This is a genomic window from Kitasatospora sp. NPDC028055 (genome assembly GCF_040637885.1).
Lineage (GTDB): Bacteria > Actinomycetota > Actinomycetes > Streptomycetales > Streptomycetaceae > Kitasatospora.
In genome coordinates, this window is record NZ_JBEZXE010000054.1 from 1 (window position 1) to 18,983 (window position 18,983).

19 protein-coding genes are annotated in these 18,983 nt (G+C 75.0%); 7 read left to right on the forward strand and 12 right to left on the reverse strand.

Annotation, left to right across the window (positions count from 1 at the left end):
* Positions 1-302: 302 nt before the first annotated feature.
* Positions 303-2,519, reverse strand: a complete 2,217-nt coding sequence (locus AB0F71_RS34170; protein WP_360243074.1) for an MMPL family transporter — start codon at positions 2,517-2,519, stop codon at positions 303-305.
* Positions 2,520-2,910: 391 nt separating this feature from the next.
* Here AB0F71_RS34170 and AB0F71_RS34175 point away from each other — a divergent pair, with 391 nt between their 5' ends.
* From AB0F71_RS34175 to AB0F71_RS34185, 3 genes are read left to right on the forward strand one after another with little or no spacing between them, the layout of a single operon-like run.
* Positions 2,911-4,035 (forward strand): DegT/DnrJ/EryC1/StrS family aminotransferase, encoded by a 1,125-nt coding sequence (locus AB0F71_RS34175; RefSeq protein ID WP_360243077.1) that lies wholly within the window; start codon positions 2,911-2,913, stop codon positions 4,033-4,035.
* A 38-nt stretch (positions 4,036-4,073) separates the two neighbouring features.
* Positions 4,074-5,018: an NAD-dependent epimerase/dehydratase family protein gene (locus tag AB0F71_RS34180; protein WP_360243079.1), complete on the forward strand. Its 945-nt coding sequence runs from the start codon at positions 4,074-4,076 to the stop codon at positions 5,016-5,018.
* A 13-nt stretch (positions 5,019-5,031) separates the two neighbouring features.
* A complete protein-coding gene (locus AB0F71_RS34185) occupies positions 5,032-6,111 on the forward strand; it encodes a hypothetical protein (protein ID WP_360243082.1) in 1,080 nt (359 codons plus the stop codon).
* A 181-nt stretch (positions 6,112-6,292) separates the two neighbouring features.
* Here AB0F71_RS34185 and AB0F71_RS34190 read toward each other — a convergent pair whose 3' ends face one another.
* The 6 genes from AB0F71_RS34190 to AB0F71_RS34215 all read right to left on the reverse strand — a co-directional run bounded on the left by AB0F71_RS34190 (position 6,293) and on the right by AB0F71_RS34215 (position 10,677).
* Positions 6,293-6,523 (reverse strand): hypothetical protein, encoded by a 231-nt coding sequence (locus AB0F71_RS34190; protein ID WP_360243085.1) that lies wholly within the window; start codon positions 6,521-6,523, stop codon positions 6,293-6,295.
* A 64-nt stretch (positions 6,524-6,587) separates the two neighbouring features.
* On the reverse strand, positions 6,588-7,358 hold the full coding sequence (locus AB0F71_RS34195; RefSeq protein ID WP_360243088.1) for a polysaccharide deacetylase family protein: 771 nt from the start codon (positions 7,356-7,358) through the stop codon (positions 6,588-6,590).
* Positions 7,355-8,161 carry an SDR family NAD(P)-dependent oxidoreductase gene (locus tag AB0F71_RS34200; protein ID WP_360243090.1) on the reverse strand — a complete coding sequence of 269 codons (807 nt, stop codon included), beginning with the start codon at positions 8,159-8,161 and terminating at the stop codon, positions 7,355-7,357. Before AB0F71_RS34200 ends, AB0F71_RS34195 begins: the two co-directional genes overlap by 4 nt.
* Before the next feature lie 51 nt (positions 8,162-8,212).
* Entirely contained in the window at positions 8,213-9,127 is a 915-nt protein-coding gene (locus AB0F71_RS34205) for a hypothetical protein (protein WP_360243093.1), read from the reverse strand.
* A gap of 128 nt (positions 9,128-9,255) precedes the next feature.
* On the reverse strand, positions 9,256-9,681 hold the full coding sequence (locus tag AB0F71_RS34210; RefSeq protein WP_360243096.1) for a DUF2690 domain-containing protein: 426 nt from the start codon (positions 9,679-9,681) through the stop codon (positions 9,256-9,258).
* 192 nt (positions 9,682-9,873) lie between these two features.
* Positions 9,874-10,677: an SAM-dependent methyltransferase gene (locus AB0F71_RS34215; protein WP_360243099.1), complete on the reverse strand. Its 804-nt coding sequence runs from the start codon at positions 10,675-10,677 to the stop codon at positions 9,874-9,876.
* A 236-nt stretch (positions 10,678-10,913) separates the two neighbouring features.
* Here AB0F71_RS34215 and AB0F71_RS34220 point away from each other — a divergent pair, with 236 nt between their 5' ends.
* Together AB0F71_RS34220 and AB0F71_RS34225 are read left to right on the forward strand one after the other, a co-directional pair.
* Positions 10,914-11,546, forward strand: a complete 633-nt coding sequence (locus tag AB0F71_RS34220; protein WP_360243102.1) for a sigma-70 family RNA polymerase sigma factor — start codon at positions 10,914-10,916, stop codon at positions 11,544-11,546.
* Positions 11,547-11,605: 59 nt separating this feature from the next.
* Positions 11,606-12,283 (forward strand): hypothetical protein, encoded by a 678-nt coding sequence (locus AB0F71_RS34225; RefSeq protein WP_360243105.1) that lies wholly within the window; start codon positions 11,606-11,608, stop codon positions 12,281-12,283.
* Between the two features lie 30 nt (positions 12,284-12,313).
* Here AB0F71_RS34225 and AB0F71_RS34230 read toward each other — a convergent pair whose 3' ends face one another.
* The 5 genes from AB0F71_RS34230 to AB0F71_RS34250 form a co-directional block, all read right to left on the reverse strand.
* Complete coding sequence (locus AB0F71_RS34230; RefSeq protein ID WP_360243108.1) at positions 12,314-14,167, reverse strand: condensation domain-containing protein; 1,854 nt, start codon at positions 14,165-14,167, stop codon at positions 12,314-12,316.
* Between the two features lie 193 nt (positions 14,168-14,360).
* Positions 14,361-15,038: a 4'-phosphopantetheinyl transferase superfamily protein gene (locus AB0F71_RS34235; RefSeq protein ID WP_360243111.1), complete on the reverse strand. Its 678-nt coding sequence runs from the start codon at positions 15,036-15,038 to the stop codon at positions 14,361-14,363.
* Complete coding sequence (locus AB0F71_RS34240; RefSeq protein ID WP_360243114.1) at positions 15,035-15,865, reverse strand: hypothetical protein; 831 nt, start codon at positions 15,863-15,865, stop codon at positions 15,035-15,037. Before AB0F71_RS34240 ends, AB0F71_RS34235 begins: the two co-directional genes overlap by 4 nt.
* A 4-nt stretch (positions 15,866-15,869) precedes the next feature.
* On the reverse strand, positions 15,870-16,160 hold the full coding sequence (locus AB0F71_RS34245) for a phosphopantetheine-binding protein (RefSeq protein WP_360243117.1): 291 nt from the start codon (positions 16,158-16,160) through the stop codon (positions 15,870-15,872).
* Between the two features lie 92 nt (positions 16,161-16,252).
* Positions 16,253-17,185: a 3-oxoacyl-[acyl-carrier-protein] synthase III C-terminal domain-containing protein gene (locus AB0F71_RS34250; RefSeq protein WP_360243120.1), complete on the reverse strand. Its 933-nt coding sequence runs from the start codon at positions 17,183-17,185 to the stop codon at positions 16,253-16,255.
* 204 nt (positions 17,186-17,389) lie between these two features.
* Here AB0F71_RS34250 and AB0F71_RS34255 point away from each other — a divergent pair, with 204 nt between their 5' ends.
* Together AB0F71_RS34255 and AB0F71_RS34260 are read left to right on the forward strand one after the other, a co-directional pair.
* Positions 17,390-17,689 carry a hypothetical protein gene (locus AB0F71_RS34255; RefSeq protein WP_360243123.1) on the forward strand — a complete coding sequence of 100 codons (300 nt, stop codon included), beginning with the start codon at positions 17,390-17,392 and terminating at the stop codon, positions 17,687-17,689.
* Entirely contained in the window at positions 17,686-18,873 is a 1,188-nt protein-coding gene (locus tag AB0F71_RS34260) for a glycosyltransferase (RefSeq protein WP_360243126.1), read from the forward strand. Before AB0F71_RS34255 ends, AB0F71_RS34260 begins: the two co-directional genes overlap by 4 nt.
* Positions 18,874-18,983 lie beyond the last annotated feature (110 nt).

The window sequence follows — 18,983 nt, forward strand, 5'->3', positions numbered from 1 at the left end:
CGCGGGCCCTGCCCGCCGCGGGGCGCGCCGCCGGGGACGGTGCTCGGGCCCCGCGGCGGGGCGCGCGCGCCGACCGGGGCGGCGGGGCGCACGGGCGCGTGTTCGGCGCCGGCCCCGGGGGGCGGGCGCGCGGGCGGCGGCCCCCGACAGCAACGGTAACGGGTGGGGCTCGAACCGGTGTCCGAACCGTGTCCGAGCCGGTCGGCGCCGGACCGACCCGACCCGAGGAGTGCTCGGGGCGGGCCGGTACCGGACCTGCCGGGCGATACCGGCACAGCCGGGCGGTGCCGGCGAGGCCGGACCTAGACGGTGACCGACTCCTTGACCGGCGCCGGTTCGGGGGCGGCGGTGTGCAGCTTGCTGCCCTCGACGTCGACGTCGGGTATCAGGCGGTCGAGCCAGCGAGGCAGCCACCAGGCGCGGCGGCCGAGCAGGGCGAGGACCGCCGGGACGATCGTCATCCGGACCACGAAGGCGTCGAAGGCGACGGCCGCGGCAAGGCCCAGGCCCATCATCTTGATCATCGGCTCGCTCATCCCGATGAAGCCCGCGAAGACGGCGATCATGATGAAGGCGGCCGCGGTGACCACCCGGGCGTTGTGCCGGAAGCCGGTGACGATGGCCTCGCCCGGCTCCTCGCCGTGGACGAAGGCCTCACGGATCCGGGTGACCAGGAACACCTCGTAGTCCATGGCGAGGCCGAAGACCACGCCGATCATGAAGATCGGCATCATGCTCATCACCGGACCGGTCTGCTCCACGCCGATCAGGTCGGCCAGCCAGCCCCACTGGAAGACCGCGACGACGGCGCCGAGCGCGGCGGCCACCGAGAGCAGGAAGCCGAGCGCCGCCTTGACCGGGACGAGGATCGAGCGGAAGACCACCAGCAGCAGCAGGACGGCGAGGCCGACGACCACCGCGAGGTAGGGCACCAGGGCGTCGCTGAGCTTCTGCGAGACGTCGATGTTCATCGCCGTCGTACCGCTGACCAGGACGGTCGCCCCGGTGGAGGCCTTGAGCCCGGCCGCCTGCCCGCGGATGGTGTGGACCAGGTCCTTGGTCGCGGCCTCGGCCGGCCCGGTCGCCGGGATGGCGTTGACCAGGGCGGTGTCCCCCGCCTTGTTGAACATCGGCGGCGTCACGGTGACCACGCCGGGCACACCGGAGACGGCCTTGGCGACCGAGTCGGCGGCGGCCTTCGGGTCCGCGGTGCCCTTGACGTCCACCAGGACGGTCAGCGGCCCGTTGAAGCCGGGGCCGAAGCCCTCGGACAGCAGGTCGTAGGCGCGTCGCTGGGTGGTGGAGGTGGGCTTGGCCTCGTCCCCGGGCAGGCCGAGGCGCAGGTCGAGCGCGGGCGCGGCGAGCACGCCGAGGCCGACCACGCCGAGCAGCAGCACCCCGAGCGGGCGGCGCACGATGAACCGGGCCCAGCGGGCGCCGCCGTTCTCCTTGGCGCCGACCGGCCGCGCCGCGCCGTCGCCGCCGCCCTGGGCCTTGCGGACCTTGCGGGGCAGGGCCCGGCGGCCGATGAAGCCGAGCAGCGCGGGCACCAGGGTGAGCGCGACCAGCACGGCGATGACGACCGTGCCGGCGGCCGCCATGCCCATCTTGGCGAGGATCGGGATGCCCACCACGGAGAGCCCGGCGAGGGCGATCACCACGGTCAGGCCGGCGAAGACCACCGCGGAGCCGGCCGTGCCGATGGCCCGGCCGGCCGCCTCCTGCGGGGTGCGGCCCTCGGCGAGCTCGGCCCGGTAGCGGGAGACGATGAACAGGGCGTAGTCGATGCCGACCGCGAGGCCGAGCATCATGGCGAGCGTGCCGGTGGTCGAGGAGAGGCCGAGCGCACTGCCGAACGCGGTGATCAGCGACATGCCGAGGCCGACGCCGATCACGGCGGTGAGCAGCGGCAGGCCGGCGGCAACCAGCGAGCCGAAGGTGATCACCAGGACGACGGCGGACAGCGCCATGCCGATCGCCTCGCTGCTGCCGCCCGCGTCGGGCTTGGCCATCAGGGCGTTGCCGCCGATCTCGACCTTGAGCCCGGCGTCCCGGCCGTGCTGGGCGGCCTGCTGGAGGGCGTCGGTGGCGCCCTTGGACACCTCGCCCGCCTTGGCGGAGTAGTTGACCGTCGCGTAGGCCGTCGAGCCGTCCTTGGAGACCGCGCCCGGCATCTTGAACGGGTCCACCGCGGCCGTGACCTGCTCGCCGTGGGCGAGCTCGGCGACCGTCTTCTCGACGGCCTGCTGGTTCGGCCCGGCGGTGATCTTCTGCCCGGAGGGCGCGACGAACACCAGGCGGGCCGAGGCGCCGTCGGCGTGGCCGCCGGGGAAGCGCTCGTTCATCAGGTCGAAGGCCTTCTGCGCCTCCGTGCCGGGCATCGAGAATCCGTCGTCGGGTGCGGCGGGCGCCTTGGCCGCCAGGACTCCGGCGAGCGCCAGCACGGCGACCCAGAGCAGGGTCACCAGCCGGCGCCGGACGAAGGCCCATCGGCCAAGGCGGTACAGGAACGTTGCCACGGGAGAACGGGCTCCTTCGGATTCGGAAGCAGGTGCGCGGACGGGGACGGGTGCGGGAGCGGGCGCCCGGAGGCGGTCCGCTCGCAGCATGACCAATCCTTGATCGCCGGCCCCTGCTCCGTCGTCGTCCCTGCGCAGGCCGTTTGCGTACTGCGGACGCAGTACAGCCCTCCCCCGTACGGAGGAGCGCACGCCCTCCACCGGGAGCAGCCGGGAGCACCCCGTTGGCCTGCGGCGGGAGCAGCCCGGGGTCACCCGGCCGGCCGGTGACGACGGGCCGCGGCCGCCCCGGCCCAGTAGCGTGATGGGCCACTGGCCCGACCGTTTTGCCCCGGTCCGGGCTGACCCGTCCCGATCGGTGCTGATCCCAGCCCGCCGCCGGAGGTGCCCCATGGGCGTGCCCGCCGCCCGCATCGTGTTCGACGAGAACGACCGCGCGGCCGTCGCCGACGCCGTGACCGAGATGCTCACCACCGGTGCCCTCACCCTCGGCCCGTGGAACGAGCGGTTCGAGCAGGCCTTCGCCGCCGAGCACGGCGCCTCGCACGCCGTCGCGGTGAGCAGCGGCACGGCGGCCCTGGAGATCGTCCTGCGCGGCGTCGACGTGCGCGGCCGCGACGTGGTCGTCCCCGCCGTCACCTTCTACGCCACGGCCGGCGCCGTGGTGCACGCGGGCGGCCGCCCGGTGTTCGCGGACGTCGACCCGGCCACCCTGGCGCTCTCCCCCGAGACCCTGGCCGCCGCCCTCACCCCGGATACCGCGGCCGTCGTACTCGTCCACATCGGCGGGCTCGTCACGCCCGACGTGGACGCCCTGCGCGAGCTCTGCGACCGGCGCGGCATCCCGCTGGTCGAGGACGCCGCGCACGCCCACGGCAGCAGCCTGGGCGGCCGCGCCGCCGGGACCTTCGGCCTGGCCGGGGCCTTCTCCTTCTACCCGACCAAGGTCACCACCAGCGGCGAGGGCGGCATGATCCTCACCGAGTCCGCCGAGCTGCGCGACGAGGCCCGGATCTACCGCGACCAGGGCAAGGGCTCCTTCGGCACCAACCACCACGTCCGGCTCGGGTACTCCTGGCGGATGAGCGAACTGCACGCGGCCGTCGGCGCGGTGCACCTGCGCCGGCTCAAGGAGTTCATCGAGACCCGCCGGGCCGTCGCCCGCCGCTACGACGCGGCGCTGGCCGGCGTCGACGGGCTGCGACCGGTGCTCGAACCGCCCGGCAGCCGCGGCAACTACTACAAGTACGTGGCGCTGCTGGCGCCCGGCGTCGACCGCGCCGCGTTCAAGCGGGCGGTCGCCGAGGAGTACGGGGTGCGGATGTCCGGTGAAGTATACGACCTGCCGCTGCACCTCCAGCCGGTCCTCGCCCCCTACCGGGGCGGTCCGCTGCCGGTGGCCGAGGACGTCTGCGCGCGGCAGGTCTGCCTGCCGGTGCACTCCGACATGACCGAGGACGAGACGGAGCTGGTCATCGAGGCCGTCTCCACCGTGCACCGGCGGATGGCCGGCTAGTCGGCCGGCCGAGCAGCCGGACCGAAAGGAGCAAGACCGTGCGGATAGCCGTCACCGGAGGCTGCGGGTTCATCGGCTCACACGTCGTGGACCACCTGATCGCGGCCGGCCACGAGGTCCTCGCCGTGGACACCACCGACAAGTACCTCAACCCCGACGCCGAACACGCCCGCCTCGACGTCCTCGACCTGCCCGCGCTGACCTCGGCGCTGGCCGGCAGCGAGGTCGTCTACCACCTGGCCGCGATGGCCGACGTCGAGCAGGTGTCCGCCGACCCCGTCCGGGCGGTGCGGACCAACATCGACGGCACCGAGGCCGTCCTGGAGGCCGCCCGGCGCAGCGGACTGAGCCGCACCGTCCTGGCGAGCACCGTCTGGGTCTACGGAGCCGCCCTCACCGACGATCAACTCGACGGCGGGGAACAGGAGTTGGACGAGCACGTGCCGATCGAGCTGGAACACAGCGGGCACCTGTACGTGGCCACCAAGCTCGCCGCCGAGATGCTGGTGCACAGCTACCGCGAGCTCTACGGGCAGCACTTCACCATCCTGCGCTACGGCATCCCGTACGGTCCGCGGATGCGCGACGAACTGGTCGTCGCCCGGTTCGTCCAGGCCGCGCTGGAGGGGCGGCCGATCACCATCGCCGGGGACGGCCGGCAGAGCCGCAACTTCGTCTACGTCGAGGACCTCGCCGACGCCCACGTCCGCGCCCTCTCCCCCGCCGCCGAGGACCAGACCTTCGCGTTGGAGGGCTCCACTGCCGTCTCGGTGCGCGACATCGCCGACACCGTCGACCGGCTGCTCGGGCCGGTCACCATCGAGCACATCGACGGGCGCAAGGCCGACTACACCGGGCGGCGGATCTCCTCCGCCCAGGCCAAACGGCTGCTCGGCTGGTCGCCGAGGACCAACTTCGCCGACGGCGTGCACCGCTACGCCGACTGGTACCGGGCCGGCACCACCGCACCCGCCGCCGGCTGACCGGGACCGCCCGATGCCGCACGCCCTGCTGGTCTCCGGCTCGCTCGGCCAGGGCCACGACGTGATGGCCCAGGCCTGCGCCGACACCCTGCGGGAGCGCGGCTGGAGCACCAGCACCGTGGACGCGATGGCGCTGCTCGGGCAGCGGTCGGGCGCCGCCGGGGAAGCCGTCTTCCGGCGGCTGCTCGAACTGCCCGGGGTCTACGACGCGTTCCACTTCTCGGCGCTGCGCCCGGGCGCCCGGCTCGCCCTGCTCGCCGACGCGGCCGCGCGTAGCCGGCTCGTCCCGGCGCTCGGTGCGCTCGTCGAGGCCCAGCGGCCGCAGCTGGTGGTCTCGGTGTTCGCCACCGCCACCTCGGCGGTCAACCGGCTGCCGGGGCGGGGGTTCCGGCACTTCGTGTTCTGCACCGACGTCACCCCGCACCGGCTCTGGGTGCAGGACGGTACCGACCTGTTCCTGGTCACCTCCGAGGTCGCCGCCTGCGCAGTGCGCCGCTACCGGCCCGACGCCGAGGTCGCCGTGCTGCCCGCGCCGCTGCGGCAGCCGTTCTACCGGCCGCCCGACCGGGCCGAGGCCCGGGCCGACCTCGGCGTGCCGGCGGACGCCGGGTGCGTGCTGCTGATGTCCGGCTCCTGGGGGCTCGGGCCGATCGCCCGCACCGCCGCCGAACTGGCCGCCGCCGGACCGCACGTGCTCGCCGTGGCCGGGCGCAACCAGGAGCTCGAACTGCGGCTGCGGGCGGCCGCCCGCCGGGAGCCGCGCCTGCACGCCTTCGGCTACACCGACCGGATCCCGGCCCTGATGGCCGCCGCTGACCTGGTCGTCACCAGCTCCGGCGACACCTGCAGCGAGGCCCGGGCCCTCGGGCGCCGGCTGCTGCTGCTCGACGTCGTCCAGGGCCACGGGCGGGACAACCTCCAGCACGAACTGGAGCTCGGCCACGCCGACGTGGCCACCGCGCGCCCGGCCGAGGTGGTCCGCAACGCGCTGGCCGCGCTGGGCCGGCCGGAGCCCGACCCCTCGCCCGGCGCCACCCCGGACGCCTGGCGCAAGGGCTTCGGGGCGGCCCTGGAACGGGTGGGGCTGGAGTGAGCGGCCCTCAACCGCCGTGGGCCTCGGGGTTCACCGTGCGGAAGAAGACCCGGCTGTGCTCCCGGTCGAAGGAGAACGCCCCCGTGTACCGGCCGTGGGTGACCGAGCGGTCATAGTCCTCGCTGTTCGGCGCCGCCGCGGCCCGGCCCTCCGGGCGAAGGACGGGAGTCTGAGACGGGCCTTAGCTCGGGAGATAGGTCGGGCCCTGGGTGTCCTGGGCGGCGATGACGGAGAGGTAGCTCGGGCTGGTGCCGAGGACCCCGCTCGGGGCGGTGGCGGTGGCGGTGTCGTAGCGGTCCGGACCGGCCTGGGCCCGGGCGGTGTCGTCCGGCGCGGCGGCTCCGGTCAGGGCCGCCGTGACGATGCCGGCTGCCGCGATCGCGTGGGCCAGTCCGCCTGTCCAGTCGGGCATGGGTGCCTCCCCCGTCGTCGGCGCGCCCGCCCCCGTGGTGGACGCGACCCGCCGATCGTCCCAACTACCGTGCGCCATGGGCAAGGGGTGGGACGGCGTGGTCCCGCAGCGGGCCGAGGATGAGGGCGCGGGCGCGGCAGTGGGCGGCGATCAGCGGGAGGGCGGCCAGGGTGGCGCGCCAGGAGTCCGGGGCGGAGGTGCAGTCGGAGTCGTGCAGCAGCAGGGTGGCGCCGGCGGTGAGGCCGGGGCGGGCGGTGGCATAGACGGACTCGCCGGTGGCCTCGGCCGTCCAGTCCCGGCCCCAGGCCGTCCACAGCACGGTGCGCAGGCCCAGCCGGCGGGCGGCCAGCGCCGGACCGGCCGTCAGCACGCCGTACGGCGGGCGGTACCAGGCCGGGCGGGCGCCGCACAGGTGCGTCACCGCCTCGGCGGCGCGGCGCAGTTCGCGCAGGTCGCGGGCCGGGGCCGGGTACCACTGCTGCCGGTGGTGCCAGCCGTGCACGGCCACCTCGTGGCCGCGCAGCACCAGTTCGCGGCCGAGGTCCGGGGCCCGTTCCAGCATCCCGCCGAGCAGGAAGAAGGTGGCGCGGGCGCCGAGTTCGTCGAGGGCGTCCAGGACGTACGGGGTGCTGCGCGGGTCGGGGCCGTCGTCGAAGGTGAGGGCGAGGTGGCCGGGGGCGGTGCCGTACCCGGCGGTGCGGCGGGCCAGGGTGCGGCGCAGCGGCGGGAGGCGGACCGTGGCCGGGGCGAGGTGCAGGAACTCCAGGCCGGCCGCGAGCGCGAGGGCCGTGCCCGCCCGGGAGGTCCGGGAGGCCCGGGAGGCCCGGGGGCTCACCCGAAGCGGGCGGCCATCCGGCGGAACACGCCGGGCGCGACCCCGTGGATCCGGGCCGGGAAGCCGAGCCAGTGCGGGACGTAGAGGCGGTCCCGCTCGGTGGTGATGGTCGCGACCACGGTGTCCGCGACCCGCTCCGCCGAGACCGGGCGCGGGCGTTCGCGCTGGTACGGGGTGCCGCGGCGGTCGAAGAACGGGGTGTCCACCGCGCCGGGCAGGACGAGGCGGACGCCGACCCCGGTGCCGCGCAGCTCGTACCAGAGGCTCTCGGCGAACATCGCCAGCCCGCCCTTGGTGGCCGAGTAACCGGACTCGTCGCGCACGCCGACCTGGCCCGCCATCGAGCCGAGCAGCACGATCCGGCCGTGCCGGCGCTCCAGCATCCCGGGCAGCAGCAGCCGGATCAGGCGCAGCGGGGCGGCCAGGTTGACCTCGATCATCCGGTCGAGGGTGTCGGACGGGGTGTCGGCGAACGGGCCGCGCCAGCCGAGGCCGGCGCTGGCGACCAGGACGTCGACCCGCCCGGTGGCGGCGAGTGCGGCCTCGGCGAGGCGGGCGGCGCCGTCCGGCTTGCTCAGGTCCTCGGGGAGGGCGATGCCGCCGGTGCGCTCGGCGAGGGCGTCGAGGCGGGTGCGGTCGGTGCCGGAGAGCAGGGTGCGCCAGCCGGCGTCGGCCAGTCGGGTGGCGGTGGCCAGGCCGATGCCGGAGGACGCGCCGGTGATCAGGGCGACTGGGCGGTCGGTCTGCTCCGAGCGCCGGGGCCGGGCCTGGGCGTCCTCCGACGTCACGGCTTCCTCCGTCATCGCGCACCTGCCGGGTCCGTGGGCGTTCTGCCGTCCTTTTTGTCCGGCAAGTCACCTTCGCACGGCGGAGTCGTCCGGGCTACCGGGGCGAACCGCGGGCTGGGCCTCGGCGTCCGGGTGCGGGGCCGACAGTTCGGCCGCACCGCCCTCCAGTTCGCCGAAGCGGGACAGCAGGAACGTGCCGCCCACCGCGACCGCGAAGCCCGTCAGCGCGCACCAGGCGAACCCGGGGCGCGCGGAGTCCCCCAGCGAGACCACCCCGACCAGGGCCGGGCCGAAGGTCTCGGCCACCGTCCCGGCCGCCGTCGCCGCCGTCACCGTGCCGCGCTGCAGCGCCAGCGCGTACGCCAGGTAGCCGCCCAGCCCGCCGACCGCCAGGGCGTACGCGGCCGGATCGGTGAGCACGGCGGTCAGCGTGGAGGCGTCCAGGACCCGCACCGCCAGGCTGGTGATCCCGAAGCCGACGCCCGCCAGCAGGCCGAGGCCGGCCGCGGCCGCGGTGCCCTTCCGGCGGACCAGGACCAGGGTGGCCAGCAGCATCACGGCGGTGGTCGCCAGCAGCGCCCAGTGGAAGGCCGCCGGGGCGTACTCCCGGCCCTCCTTGCCGGAACCCAGCGCCAGCAGGCTGAGGCCCACCACCACGGCGGCGATGCCCGCCGCGTCGCTGCGGCGCAGCCGCGCGCCCAGCAGCCAGACGGCGGCCAGAGCGGTGACGGCGAGGCTCGCGTTGGTGACGGCCTGCACCAGGAACAGCGGGAGGCTGCGCAGGGCGACGATGCTCAGCACGAAGCCGAGGATGTCCAGGAGCGTCCCGAGGATGAACTGCCAGGACCGCAGCAGCGCGGCCAGCAGCCCCGCCCGCACCCGGTCCGCGCGCGGGGCCGACCGCGCCCCGCGCGCCTGGAACACCGCCCCGAAGCCGAAGCAGACGGTGGCGACCAGCGCGGTGGTGAGTCCCAGCAGCATGCGTCTCCCTCGCGGGGCGGCAGCGGTTCACCACCCAGTCTGGGCCCGGGGCGGCGGGGGTGCACGGGTGGACGGCCGGGGCCGTCGGAGCGGGGCCTGCTCGCCCGCTCCGACGGCCGGCGTGCCGATCAGTACCACTCCGAGTACCCCCAGCTGTTGTTGTACTGGAAGTAGGCCCGGGACTGGATGTCCTTGTCGTCGACCATCCGGGTGTAGATCGTGCCGTTGCCGTTGTACACGGCGGAGTACGAAGCACCCTGGTTGTTCTCGACCCGGATCGTGATCTGGATGCCGCCGTAGTCGCCGCCGGTCGCGCGCGCCCATGCGGCACGGCAGGTCGGGCTGTAGCGCAGCTCCGCGTCACCGTTGGGCGCCGTGTAGGCGACGGTCCGCGCGTCGTTCTGGCAGATGGTGGTGGCCGGGTCGAGGCCGGTGCAGCTCCTGGCGTAGCAGGAGGTGGCGGCCGAGGCCGTGCCGGTGGCGACCAGGGTGCCGGACGCGGCCAGCGCCAGGGTGGCGGCGGCGGACGCGAGTGTGCGCAGGGAAGGCTTCAAGGGGTCCCCCCGAGTGGGTGAAGGGTGCGGCGGTACGCCCCGGTGGCGTCGCCCGTTCACACCCTGGCACCGCGAGGGGGCGTCCCCGTCGTCCCGGGCCGTCCCCGGGTCATCCCCGGCCATCCCGGGACGGCGACGGGATCGGGCCGCCACCCGTGGACGGCCCCGCGGGGCGGACCGGGCGCGTCACGGTCAGGGCCGCAGCGCCACGCCCGCGTAGGCGGAGGCGTCGGAGGCCGAGACGGCCGGTTCGTCGGGCACCGGCCGCCAGTGCGGGGTGGGGACGACACCGGGTTCGAGGAGCGTCCAGCCGTCGAAGAAGCGGACGAACTCCGCGCGGGTGCGGGCCTGGGCGGCGGTGCCGGCGGCCTGGTAGATGCCGGTGATCCGGCGGATCTCCTCGGGGGCGAAGTCGGGCGTGACGTGGGTCATCACCAGGGCGCTGCCGGGGGCGAGCACGGACTTGAGGCGCTCGACCAGCTCATGGGCGCCGCGGGCGTCGGGGACGAAGTGGAGCAGGGCGTTGAGGGAGAGCGCGACCGGGCGGGCGAGGTCGATGGTCTCGCGCAGGCCGGGTGCGGCGAGCAGGCCGTCCGGGTCGGTGACGTCGGCCTCGACGTAGGCGGTCCGGCCCTCGGGGGTGCCGGTGAGCAGGGCCTGGGCGTGGGTGAGGACGATGGGGTCGTTGTCGGCGTAGACGATCCGGGCCGTGGGCCGCACGCTCTGGGCGATCTCGTGGAGGTTGGGCGAGGTGGGGATGCCGGTGCCGATGTCGAGGAACTGGTCGATGCCCGCCCGGGCGAGGGCGCGGGTGGAGCGGTGCATGAAGGAGCGGTTGGCGCGGGCGGTCTCGCGCAGCCAGGGGGCGATGGCGAGGGCGTGCCCGGCGGCCTCGCGGTCGGCGGCGAAGTTGGTGAAGCCGCCCAGGTAGTAGTCGTACATCCGGGCCGAGTGCGGCACGTTCAACCGCAGGTCGACCCCGTCGTAGAGGCTCATGGCCCCTCCCCTCGGCTCCGTGGACACCGTCCGATTGCTGCCCACCGCTTCCGGGGGGCAATCGTCCTCCTACCAGCCCGTTTTCGCAGGGAATCTGTTGGGCTGATCAGATGGGATGACAATCTGTATTCGCTGTGCGGCCTGGAGTGACGGGCCTGAGGGAATGAGGATGGGCGCGGACAGCCCGACCCTCGGGTGGCCCGGTGCGCAGCCGACGGCCACGGAAAGCAGGCTCGATGACGATCGACAGGGGTGCCCCCGCGCGCGGGTACCGGGGAGGGGCGACGGTGGAGCACGCCGGTGCCGCAGGGGCGGAGCGGATGGCGGCCGTGGACCCGGGCCTGCGGCTGGACCTCACCTACGGCGCCTTCTGCGAGACCCACGAACCCGCCTGGCACGCCCTCGCGTTGACCAGGATAGGCAGCCAGGCCGACGCCGCACTGGTGGTCGAGGCGGTCAAGGCCGACCTGGCCCGCTGCTGGCCCCAGGTGCTGCGGTTCGAGGAACCGGCCGCGTACGCCTGGCGGTTGGCGAACCGGCACGTCGGGGACTGGGTGTCGGCCGAGGAACCGGTCGAGGTGGAGGCGGTCACCTTCGCGGCGGTGATCGGGGCGTTCAAGCAGGTCGCCGACGGACTGCTGCACAGCGAGGCGGACGAGGTCCGGCTGTACGCGGCGATCCTCGAACTGCCGGACCGGCAGCGGGACGTGGTGATCCTGCGCTACCTGCTCGGCCTGCACACCAAGGTGATCGCCGCGTACCTGGGACGGCCGGTGGCCACGGTGCACTCCAACCTCCGGCACGCCCGGGAGCGGTTGGCGCGTCGGCTCGGGGTGGGTGAACTGCCGGACCGTGGCGGTGAAGTATGACCGGTAACGGGGCGGAGCGGCCCTTCGATGGGGAGCGTGCGGCGGGCGGGGGGCGGGCGGTGTTCCAGGTACCCCGGTCCGAACGCGCCCACGCCGAGCGGATCGCGGCCCTGCGGCAGGCCCGGCTCACCGCCGCCCCGGCCCACCTGCCCACCGAGCACGAGCAGGCCGCCTTCGAGCTCGGCCTGGTGGTCGCCCTGGTGCTGGGCGCGCCGTGCGCCTCCCGCGGACTGGACCTGCTGGTCAACGCCCGCCGGATCCAGCCCGAGGGGGCCGAGGTGTTCGGCGCCCTGCTGTACGCGACCGGCAAGGAGGAGGGCGCCGAGTTCTGGTGGCGCTTCGCGGCCGGCTCGGGCAGCGGGACGGCCGCGTACTGCCTCCACCTGCACCACTTGAAGCTCGGCGAGACCGATGACGCCGACTACTGGCGGGCCTGGTCCGAGCAGCTGTCGACGGCCGAACGCCCGCCCGGGCCGCGGCCGTTGCTGATGAGCCGACCACTGCTGCCGGAGGACGTCCGGCGGGACATCCTCGCCCGGGTGCACCGGGGCCTGGCCCCGCAACTGCCGCCCGCGCTGGTCGCGGTGATCGACCGGCTGCCGTTGCAGGACGGGGACGAGGAGGAGGTGCCGAACCCGTGGGGACTCACCTCCGGAGCGACCTCGGCGTGCTCCTGGGACCTCTCCTGGGTGTTCGGCGAGGAGGAACCGGAGGACCGGCGGGACCCGTTGGGGTGACGACCCCCGCCGGCCCCGCCGTCCCCACGTTCAGGTGAGTGCCGCGAACCGGGCGACGACCTCCGGGTCACGGCCGCTGCCTGCGGCGAGCCGCTCGCCGTCCGGGCCGAGGTGGCGGATCCGGTACTGCTGCGGCGCCATCGCGGTGTCCCGGCCGGGGAGCGCGGCGACCACCGCTCGGTGCACGTCGGAGGGTGTCAGGTGGGGGTCGGCGGTGGCCAGGTCGACGGTCAACCTGCCGTCCTCGACGGTGACTCGGCAGTCGGGGCGGGAGTCCGGGCCGAGCGCGGGGCCGTCGCCGAGTGCGGGGCCGTCGCCGAGTGCGGGGCCGTCGCCGGGTCCGGTGTCCAGGCCGGTGTCCTGGGCGGTGTCGAGTGCGGCACCGACCAGGCTGCGGACGGCCGCCAGGTCGATTCGGGCCCCGTCGACGAGCTGCCAGTCGCCGCCGCTCGCGTCGCCGCCGGCAGCCGGCGGCCCGGGGGCCGCGTGCAGGTCGGGGGTCCCGTGCAGGTCCGCGAGCGGGACGGGACCCTCAGCGGCCTTCGCGAGCAGGGCGAGCAGGGCCCGGGCGAAGCGCTCGGTCTCCTCGGGGTCGAGCACCTGGGGGCAGGAGATCAGGGCGAAGTCGAGGCTGCCGCTGATCCGCAGGATGGTGAACATCAGCCGGACCGGCAACGGCGGGGCCGGCAGCGGGGTGAGTTCGGGGTCGGCGGTGGCCACCGGCTGGGCGTCGGCGACGGCGGCCGGGATGGTGAGGCTCAGGTCGTTGACGACCACCTGGCGGGCGAACCGGGAGCCGCGCACGTGCGCGGCGTCCTCCACCAGTTGCCAGACCTGCTCGGCGTCCAGCACGCTGTGCCAATAGGCGGTCAGCGAGGCGGACTTGGTGCGCCCGATCAGCTGGTCGAGGTCGGCGGTGCCGGTGTCGAGCAGGATCAGGGCGTCCTGGGCGAGGGTGCCGACGTGGTCCAGCAGGGCGGCGCGCTGGCGGTTGGCGGAGAGCGCCGAGAGGGCCAGCTCCGCGCGCCCGGCCCGGTGGGCGACCAGGGCGGAGAAGGCGGCGAGCAGGACGACGGAGGGGCTGGCGCCGGTGCGGCGGCAGACCGCGGCGAGGTCGGCGGCCGCGCTGCGGGAGCGCACCATCAGGGCGGCGGGGCCGCTCGGCGGGCCGGTGATCCGGGAGTCCGCGAACACCACCTGCGGGCCGCTGCCCAGCACCCTGGCCCAGTGCCGCAGCGCCCCGGCCGCCCGGCGGCGGCCCTGCGGGCTCTGCTCGGCGGCGGCGATCTGGATCGGCGTCGGGGCGGTGACGGGCGGGAGCTCCTTCCCGGCCGCAAGGGCGTACCAGTCCTGGATCAGCAGCGCGGTGGCGGCACCGTCGGCACCGGCGTGGCAGACCACGGCGATCAGCCTCAGCAGCCGCTGCTCGTCGGCGAGCAGGGTGAAGCGGATCCTCGGCACGATGTCCAGGGGGACCGGCACCGCGACGTCGGCCTGCCCCAACTCGGCTGCCAGCGCATCGAGTTCATGGTCCGACAGGCCGCCCACCTCGATCGCGGTGACGGCGAACCGGCCGTCCCCGTGCACCACCTGGCTCACCGGGAAGGCGTCCGGGCCGGGACCGGGCGGGAAGGAGGTGCGCAGTGACTCGTGCCGCTCGACCAGCAGCCGCAGCGCGTCCAGACCGGCGGCGAGCGAGGCGCCGGGCGGCACGGGCCAGACCGACTCCTTGTTGATCGCCTCGGGGGCCTCGCGCCGGATGCACCGGATCATGTTGTCCTGACCCCGGGTGAGCGGCCCCGAGCCGCCGCTCGTCGCGGCGAAGCGGACGGTGATCCGCCGGCCCGCCCGGGTCGGGTCGTGCGGTGCCGCATCGTGCGGCATCGCGTCGCCCGGTGCCGCGTCGTGCGGTTCGGCTTCGGGTGATCCTGCTCCGTGCGGTTCGGCAGCTCGCGGTGCAGCGTTGTGCGCAGTCACGTCGTACGTGCCCTTCGGCTCGCCGGGAAGGTCTCAGCGGGGAGTACGGGCGGACGCTACCAGCGGCCGCCGGTGATCGTCCAGGCGAGCTGATGATCAATCAATTCGCGAACCAGGCAAGGGAGTTGATCTGATCAGGACAGCCTCCCAGCAGAGCGACGGCAGCCCGGTACGGCTCCGGGACGGGCACGTCGCACAGCCCCACCGGACCGGCTCCGAGCGTCCCCGGATCGGCCACCGACAGAGGGGAGGGGCCCGCCACGGAAACCCCGAGCGCCTGGGCCAGCCGCCCGCCGTACGCCTTCACGCAGGCCTCTCGGCGACACCAGAGCACGGTGAACCGGGCCGCCCGCTCGGCGGGTTCGGCCGCCTCCGCGACGAAGCGCGCCTCCTCGAAGGGGAACCAGCGCGCCGCCATCCGCTCGGCGAGCCGGGCCTCACGCAGCGGCTCCACGTCGACGCCGACCGCCCGGCCCTCGGCCAGGGCCAACACCGCCAGCCCCTCCGCGGCCGACCAGTTCACCCGCAACCCGCCCGCGCCCACCGGCTCCGGCTTGCCGTACCGGCCCCGCCGCCAGACCACCTCGGCCGGACGGATGCCGAGCCGTGCGGCGACCAGCTCCCGGACGGCGCCGCGCACCACGGTGAACCGGTTCCGCCGCACGGCGTCCGCCCGCTCCGCGCGGGACCGCTCCTCCGCGTCCAGCGTGCGCCACAGCCGGGCGACCACCTCGGGCGGCTGATCGGCGTCGATCAGCCGCAGTTCGAGGCCGGTCACGGCTGGGCCAGGGTGCTCAGCACCCCGAGCCTGCGGTCCAGCCCGGCGACCAGCAGCGGCCGCCGCTGCGCCCGCCACTCGGGCAGCCGCTCGGCGAGCTCCGCCCACGGGCCGGTGAACGGCTGCGCGGCTGGTCCGTCGTCGCCGCCGGTCGCGTCCAGCACCGCAGCCCCTGGGCCCAGCTCCGCCGTCCGCGCCCGGACGACGGACTCCGGCCGGACGGCGGACTCCGCCCGGTCGGCTGGATGGCGTTGCTGCCGCACGGCCAGCCCGGTGCCCGGCTCCTCCTCGCAGACCAGCACCACCGCGGCGTGCCGCCGGGGCAGCGCCACCGGCTCGGCCGGCTCGTAGTGCAGCGCGGTCTGTTCGGCGAGCACCACCACCGCGCGGCGGCAGGCTCCGGTGCGGTGGTACTCGGCGGCCAGCCGCAGTGCGGTGAAGGCCGCGGCGCTGCCCTGGTCGCAGACCGCGAAGGCCAGCGGCCCGCCGGGGACGGACCGGCTGAGCGCGAGCGAGGAGGGTGCGCCGGGGCGCACGTCCGGGGTGTCGAAGGCGAGGATCAGCAGGTCCACCGGCTCGTCCTCGCCCACCGCCTCGCGCAGCAGGTCGGCGGCCAGTTCCTCGTAGGAGTGACCGACGCCCTCGCGCAGCAGGTCCTCGCGCAGCGGCAGGCCGTACGGGCGGACCAGGTCGGAGACGAAGACCCGCAGGTCGGGGTCGAGCGAGGCCTCCGAGCGGCCGTCGGAGCACCGGGCGAGGGCCCGGGTGATCCGCAGTCCGGCCGCGGTCGGGGTACTGACCGGGGAACCGGGGGGACCGGCGGGCACCCGGTCAGTCCTCGGCGATGAGGTGCCCGGCGACGTAGTCGGCCAGCTTGGTGACCGACCGCAGGTCGTCCTCGGTGATCTGCTCCACGTCCACCTGGATGTCGAGCGACTCCTCCAGCTCCAGGATGAGCTCGATGGTGCCGGCCGAGGTGAGGCCGAGGTCGTCGAACAGGCAGGCGTCCGCGGGGATCTCGGGCAGCTCGCGCTTGAGGACGCGTGGCAGTAGTTCGCCGATGCCGTGCAGGATGCGCTCGCGCAGCTCGGGGTCAGTGGTCTGGACCAGTGGTTCTGACATGGGTGTCCCGTCCCGTCGTGCGTGGGAAGTGTGCTCTGGTTTGACAACGTGGGAAACGCGCCCGGTGGTTCGGGCGGCGAACTGACGGAGCGTCAGTACTGCATCACCATCGCGGAGAAGGTGGCCCCGATGCCGGCGGCGGCGATCAGGTAGTGGTCGCCGCGGCGGATCAGCCCCCGCGTGGTGGCGGTGTGAAGATTGATGAGGCTGTCCGCAGCGAAACTGTGCCCGACCGACAGCACGTTGTCCAGCACCACCCGGTCGAGCGGATAGCCGATCCGGCGCGCGATCATCCGCCACGACGCCTGGTTGACGTTGTGCGGAAGCACCGCGGCCAGCTCGGAGAGGTCCAGACCGGCCTGCTGGAGGGCGGCCTCGATCGCCTCCACCATGACGTTCGGGTACTCCCGCTGGTAGCGCGCGAGCAGCTCCGCGTCCTCGGCCAGCCGGCCGTCGAACTCCGGGCGCTGGCGCACCGCGAAGGAGCGCACCCGGTGCTGCGGCCCGTCCGCGCTGACCAGGCAGGCGGCCGCGCCCTCGGCGAAGATGCCGGTCTCCGGCACCACCTGGGCGTCCCTGGTGAAGGTCTTCTCCCCCGCCAGCACCAGGGCGAGGGCCTGCGGGTCGGGATCGCCGGCCAGCAGCCGCCCCGCCAGGTCGATGGCCAACAGGCCCACCGCACAGGCGTGGTGGGTCACGGTGAAGGCGCTCGCGTGCGCCAGCCCACGGCCGGCGAGCACCTCGTGCAGGGGGTTGAGCGGGTAGGGCACGGCCACCGGCATGCTGCGGGCGTGGATCACGAAGCGGACGTGCCGCTCGCGTCCGCGCAGCTCCGGCAGGGCGTCGAGGGTTGCGTCGAGCAGGTCGGGCAGCGTCCCGCCCGGATCCAGTCGCAGCTGGTCCAGGCCGTGGAAGCGGCGGAAGAGACGGAGTTGACGTGGGGTCAGGCCGATGCGCTCGCCCACCGCCTCGATGGGCACGGCGTGTGGGGGGAGGTGAACGGCCACTGCCTCCAGTGCGGTCACCCGGGCTAGTATTCCGACGCCCGCCTGGTCGCACAAGTGATCTCGGGCCCTTCTCCTGCGCGACCGCCCCCTCGGGCTCCCTCGGAACCGCCCCGGCCGCCGGCACCCTTTGTCGACACCCTTCGCCGGGCCGCACCGCCGGGGACCGCCGCGCAACCCCACTCCGCCCCACTCCGCACCGTCGACCGGACGGGAGAACCTCCCATGTCAGACCGTGAACCAGCCCTCCCCGCCCAGCCGTTGAACCGGATGTTGGCCGCCCTGCTGGCCGAGGTGGCCGACGCGCCGCCCGCCTGGGCGGACCGGCTGGCCCCGGACGCCCGCCTGGACGGCGACCTGCTGCTGGACGAGTGCGAACTCGCCGAGCTGGCCGCCCGGCTGCCCGAACGCTTCGGCCCCGCCGCGGACCTGGCCGCCCTGCGGGCCGGACTGGACCTGGCCGCCCTGGAGGCGCTGACCGTCGCCGACCTCCAGGCCCTGCTCCCCGAGGAGGACCGCCGATGACCCGGTTCCTGCTGGTGATGCCGCCGCTCACCGGGCACGTCAACCCGGCCGCGGGCATCGCCGCCGAACTGACCGCACGCGGTCACGAAGTCGCCTGGACCGGCACGGAGTCGGTGCTGCGCCCGCTGCTCGGCCCGGACGCGCGGGTGCTCGGCACCGGCACCCGGGCCTTCCGGGCCCAGGGCGGGCACGGCCTGGCGGCGCTGCGCTCGCTCTGGGAGGGCTTCATCGTCCCGTACGCCCGGTTCACCGCGAAGCCGCTGGACACCATCGTGCGGGAGTACCGGCCGGACGTCCTGCTGGTCGACCAGCACACCCCGGCGGGCGCGCTGGTCGCGCACCGGCACGGCCTGCCGTGGGCGTCCTTCGCGCCCGGGGCGATGGAACTGGGCCGCCCGTACCGGGCGTTGCCGCAGGTCGAGGCCTGGATGACCGGGCTGCTGCGCGGCCTCTGGGAGCGGGCGAAGCTGCCCGCCGAGGAGTACCTGGACCCGCGCTTCTCCCCCGCCCTGGTGCTGGCCACCACCGGGCCCGCCCTGACCGGGCGCGCCGCGCCGCCGCACCACGCGCTGGTCGGGCCGGTGCTCGCGCCGCGCCCGCACGACCCGGACTTCCCCTGGCAGCGTCTGCTGCCCGGGCGGCGGCGGGTGCTGGTCACCGTGGGCACGCTGGCGGGCGGACTGGGCGCCGACTTCCACGCCCGGGCCGTCCGGGCGCTGGAGCTGTGCGGCCCACAGGTGCAGCCGGTGTTCGCGGCTTCGCGCGAGCTGCTACCCCCGCCCGCCGAACTCCCGCCGCACACCGTGGCGGTGGACCGGGCGCCGGTGCTGGAGCTGCTGGCGCGCGGCGAGCTGGACGCGGTGCTCTGCCACGGCGGGATGAACACCGTGGGCGAGGCGCTGGCGCACGGGGTGCCGCTGGTGACCGCGCCGATCCGGCACGACCAGCCCTTCGTCGCCGCGCAGGTGGCGGCGGCCGGGGCGGGCCTGCGGGTGCCGTTCGCCCGGGTCACGCCCGAGCGGTTGGCGGCGGCGCTCACCGCCGTACTCGATTCGACGGAGCACCGGGACCGGGCGGTTCAGGTCGGCCGGGACCTGCTGGCGGGCGGCGGCGCGGCGGCCGCCGCGGACCGGCTGGAGGCGCTGAGCCCTGGACAACAGCCCCCGGACAACAGCCCCCGGTGACCACAACGGCGACCACCCCGGCCACCACCCGGCGACCACCACTGCGACCGCCCCTTAGCAGAACAGGTGATCACACGTCCATTGGTCTAGGCCATTGTCTCCGAACCCGG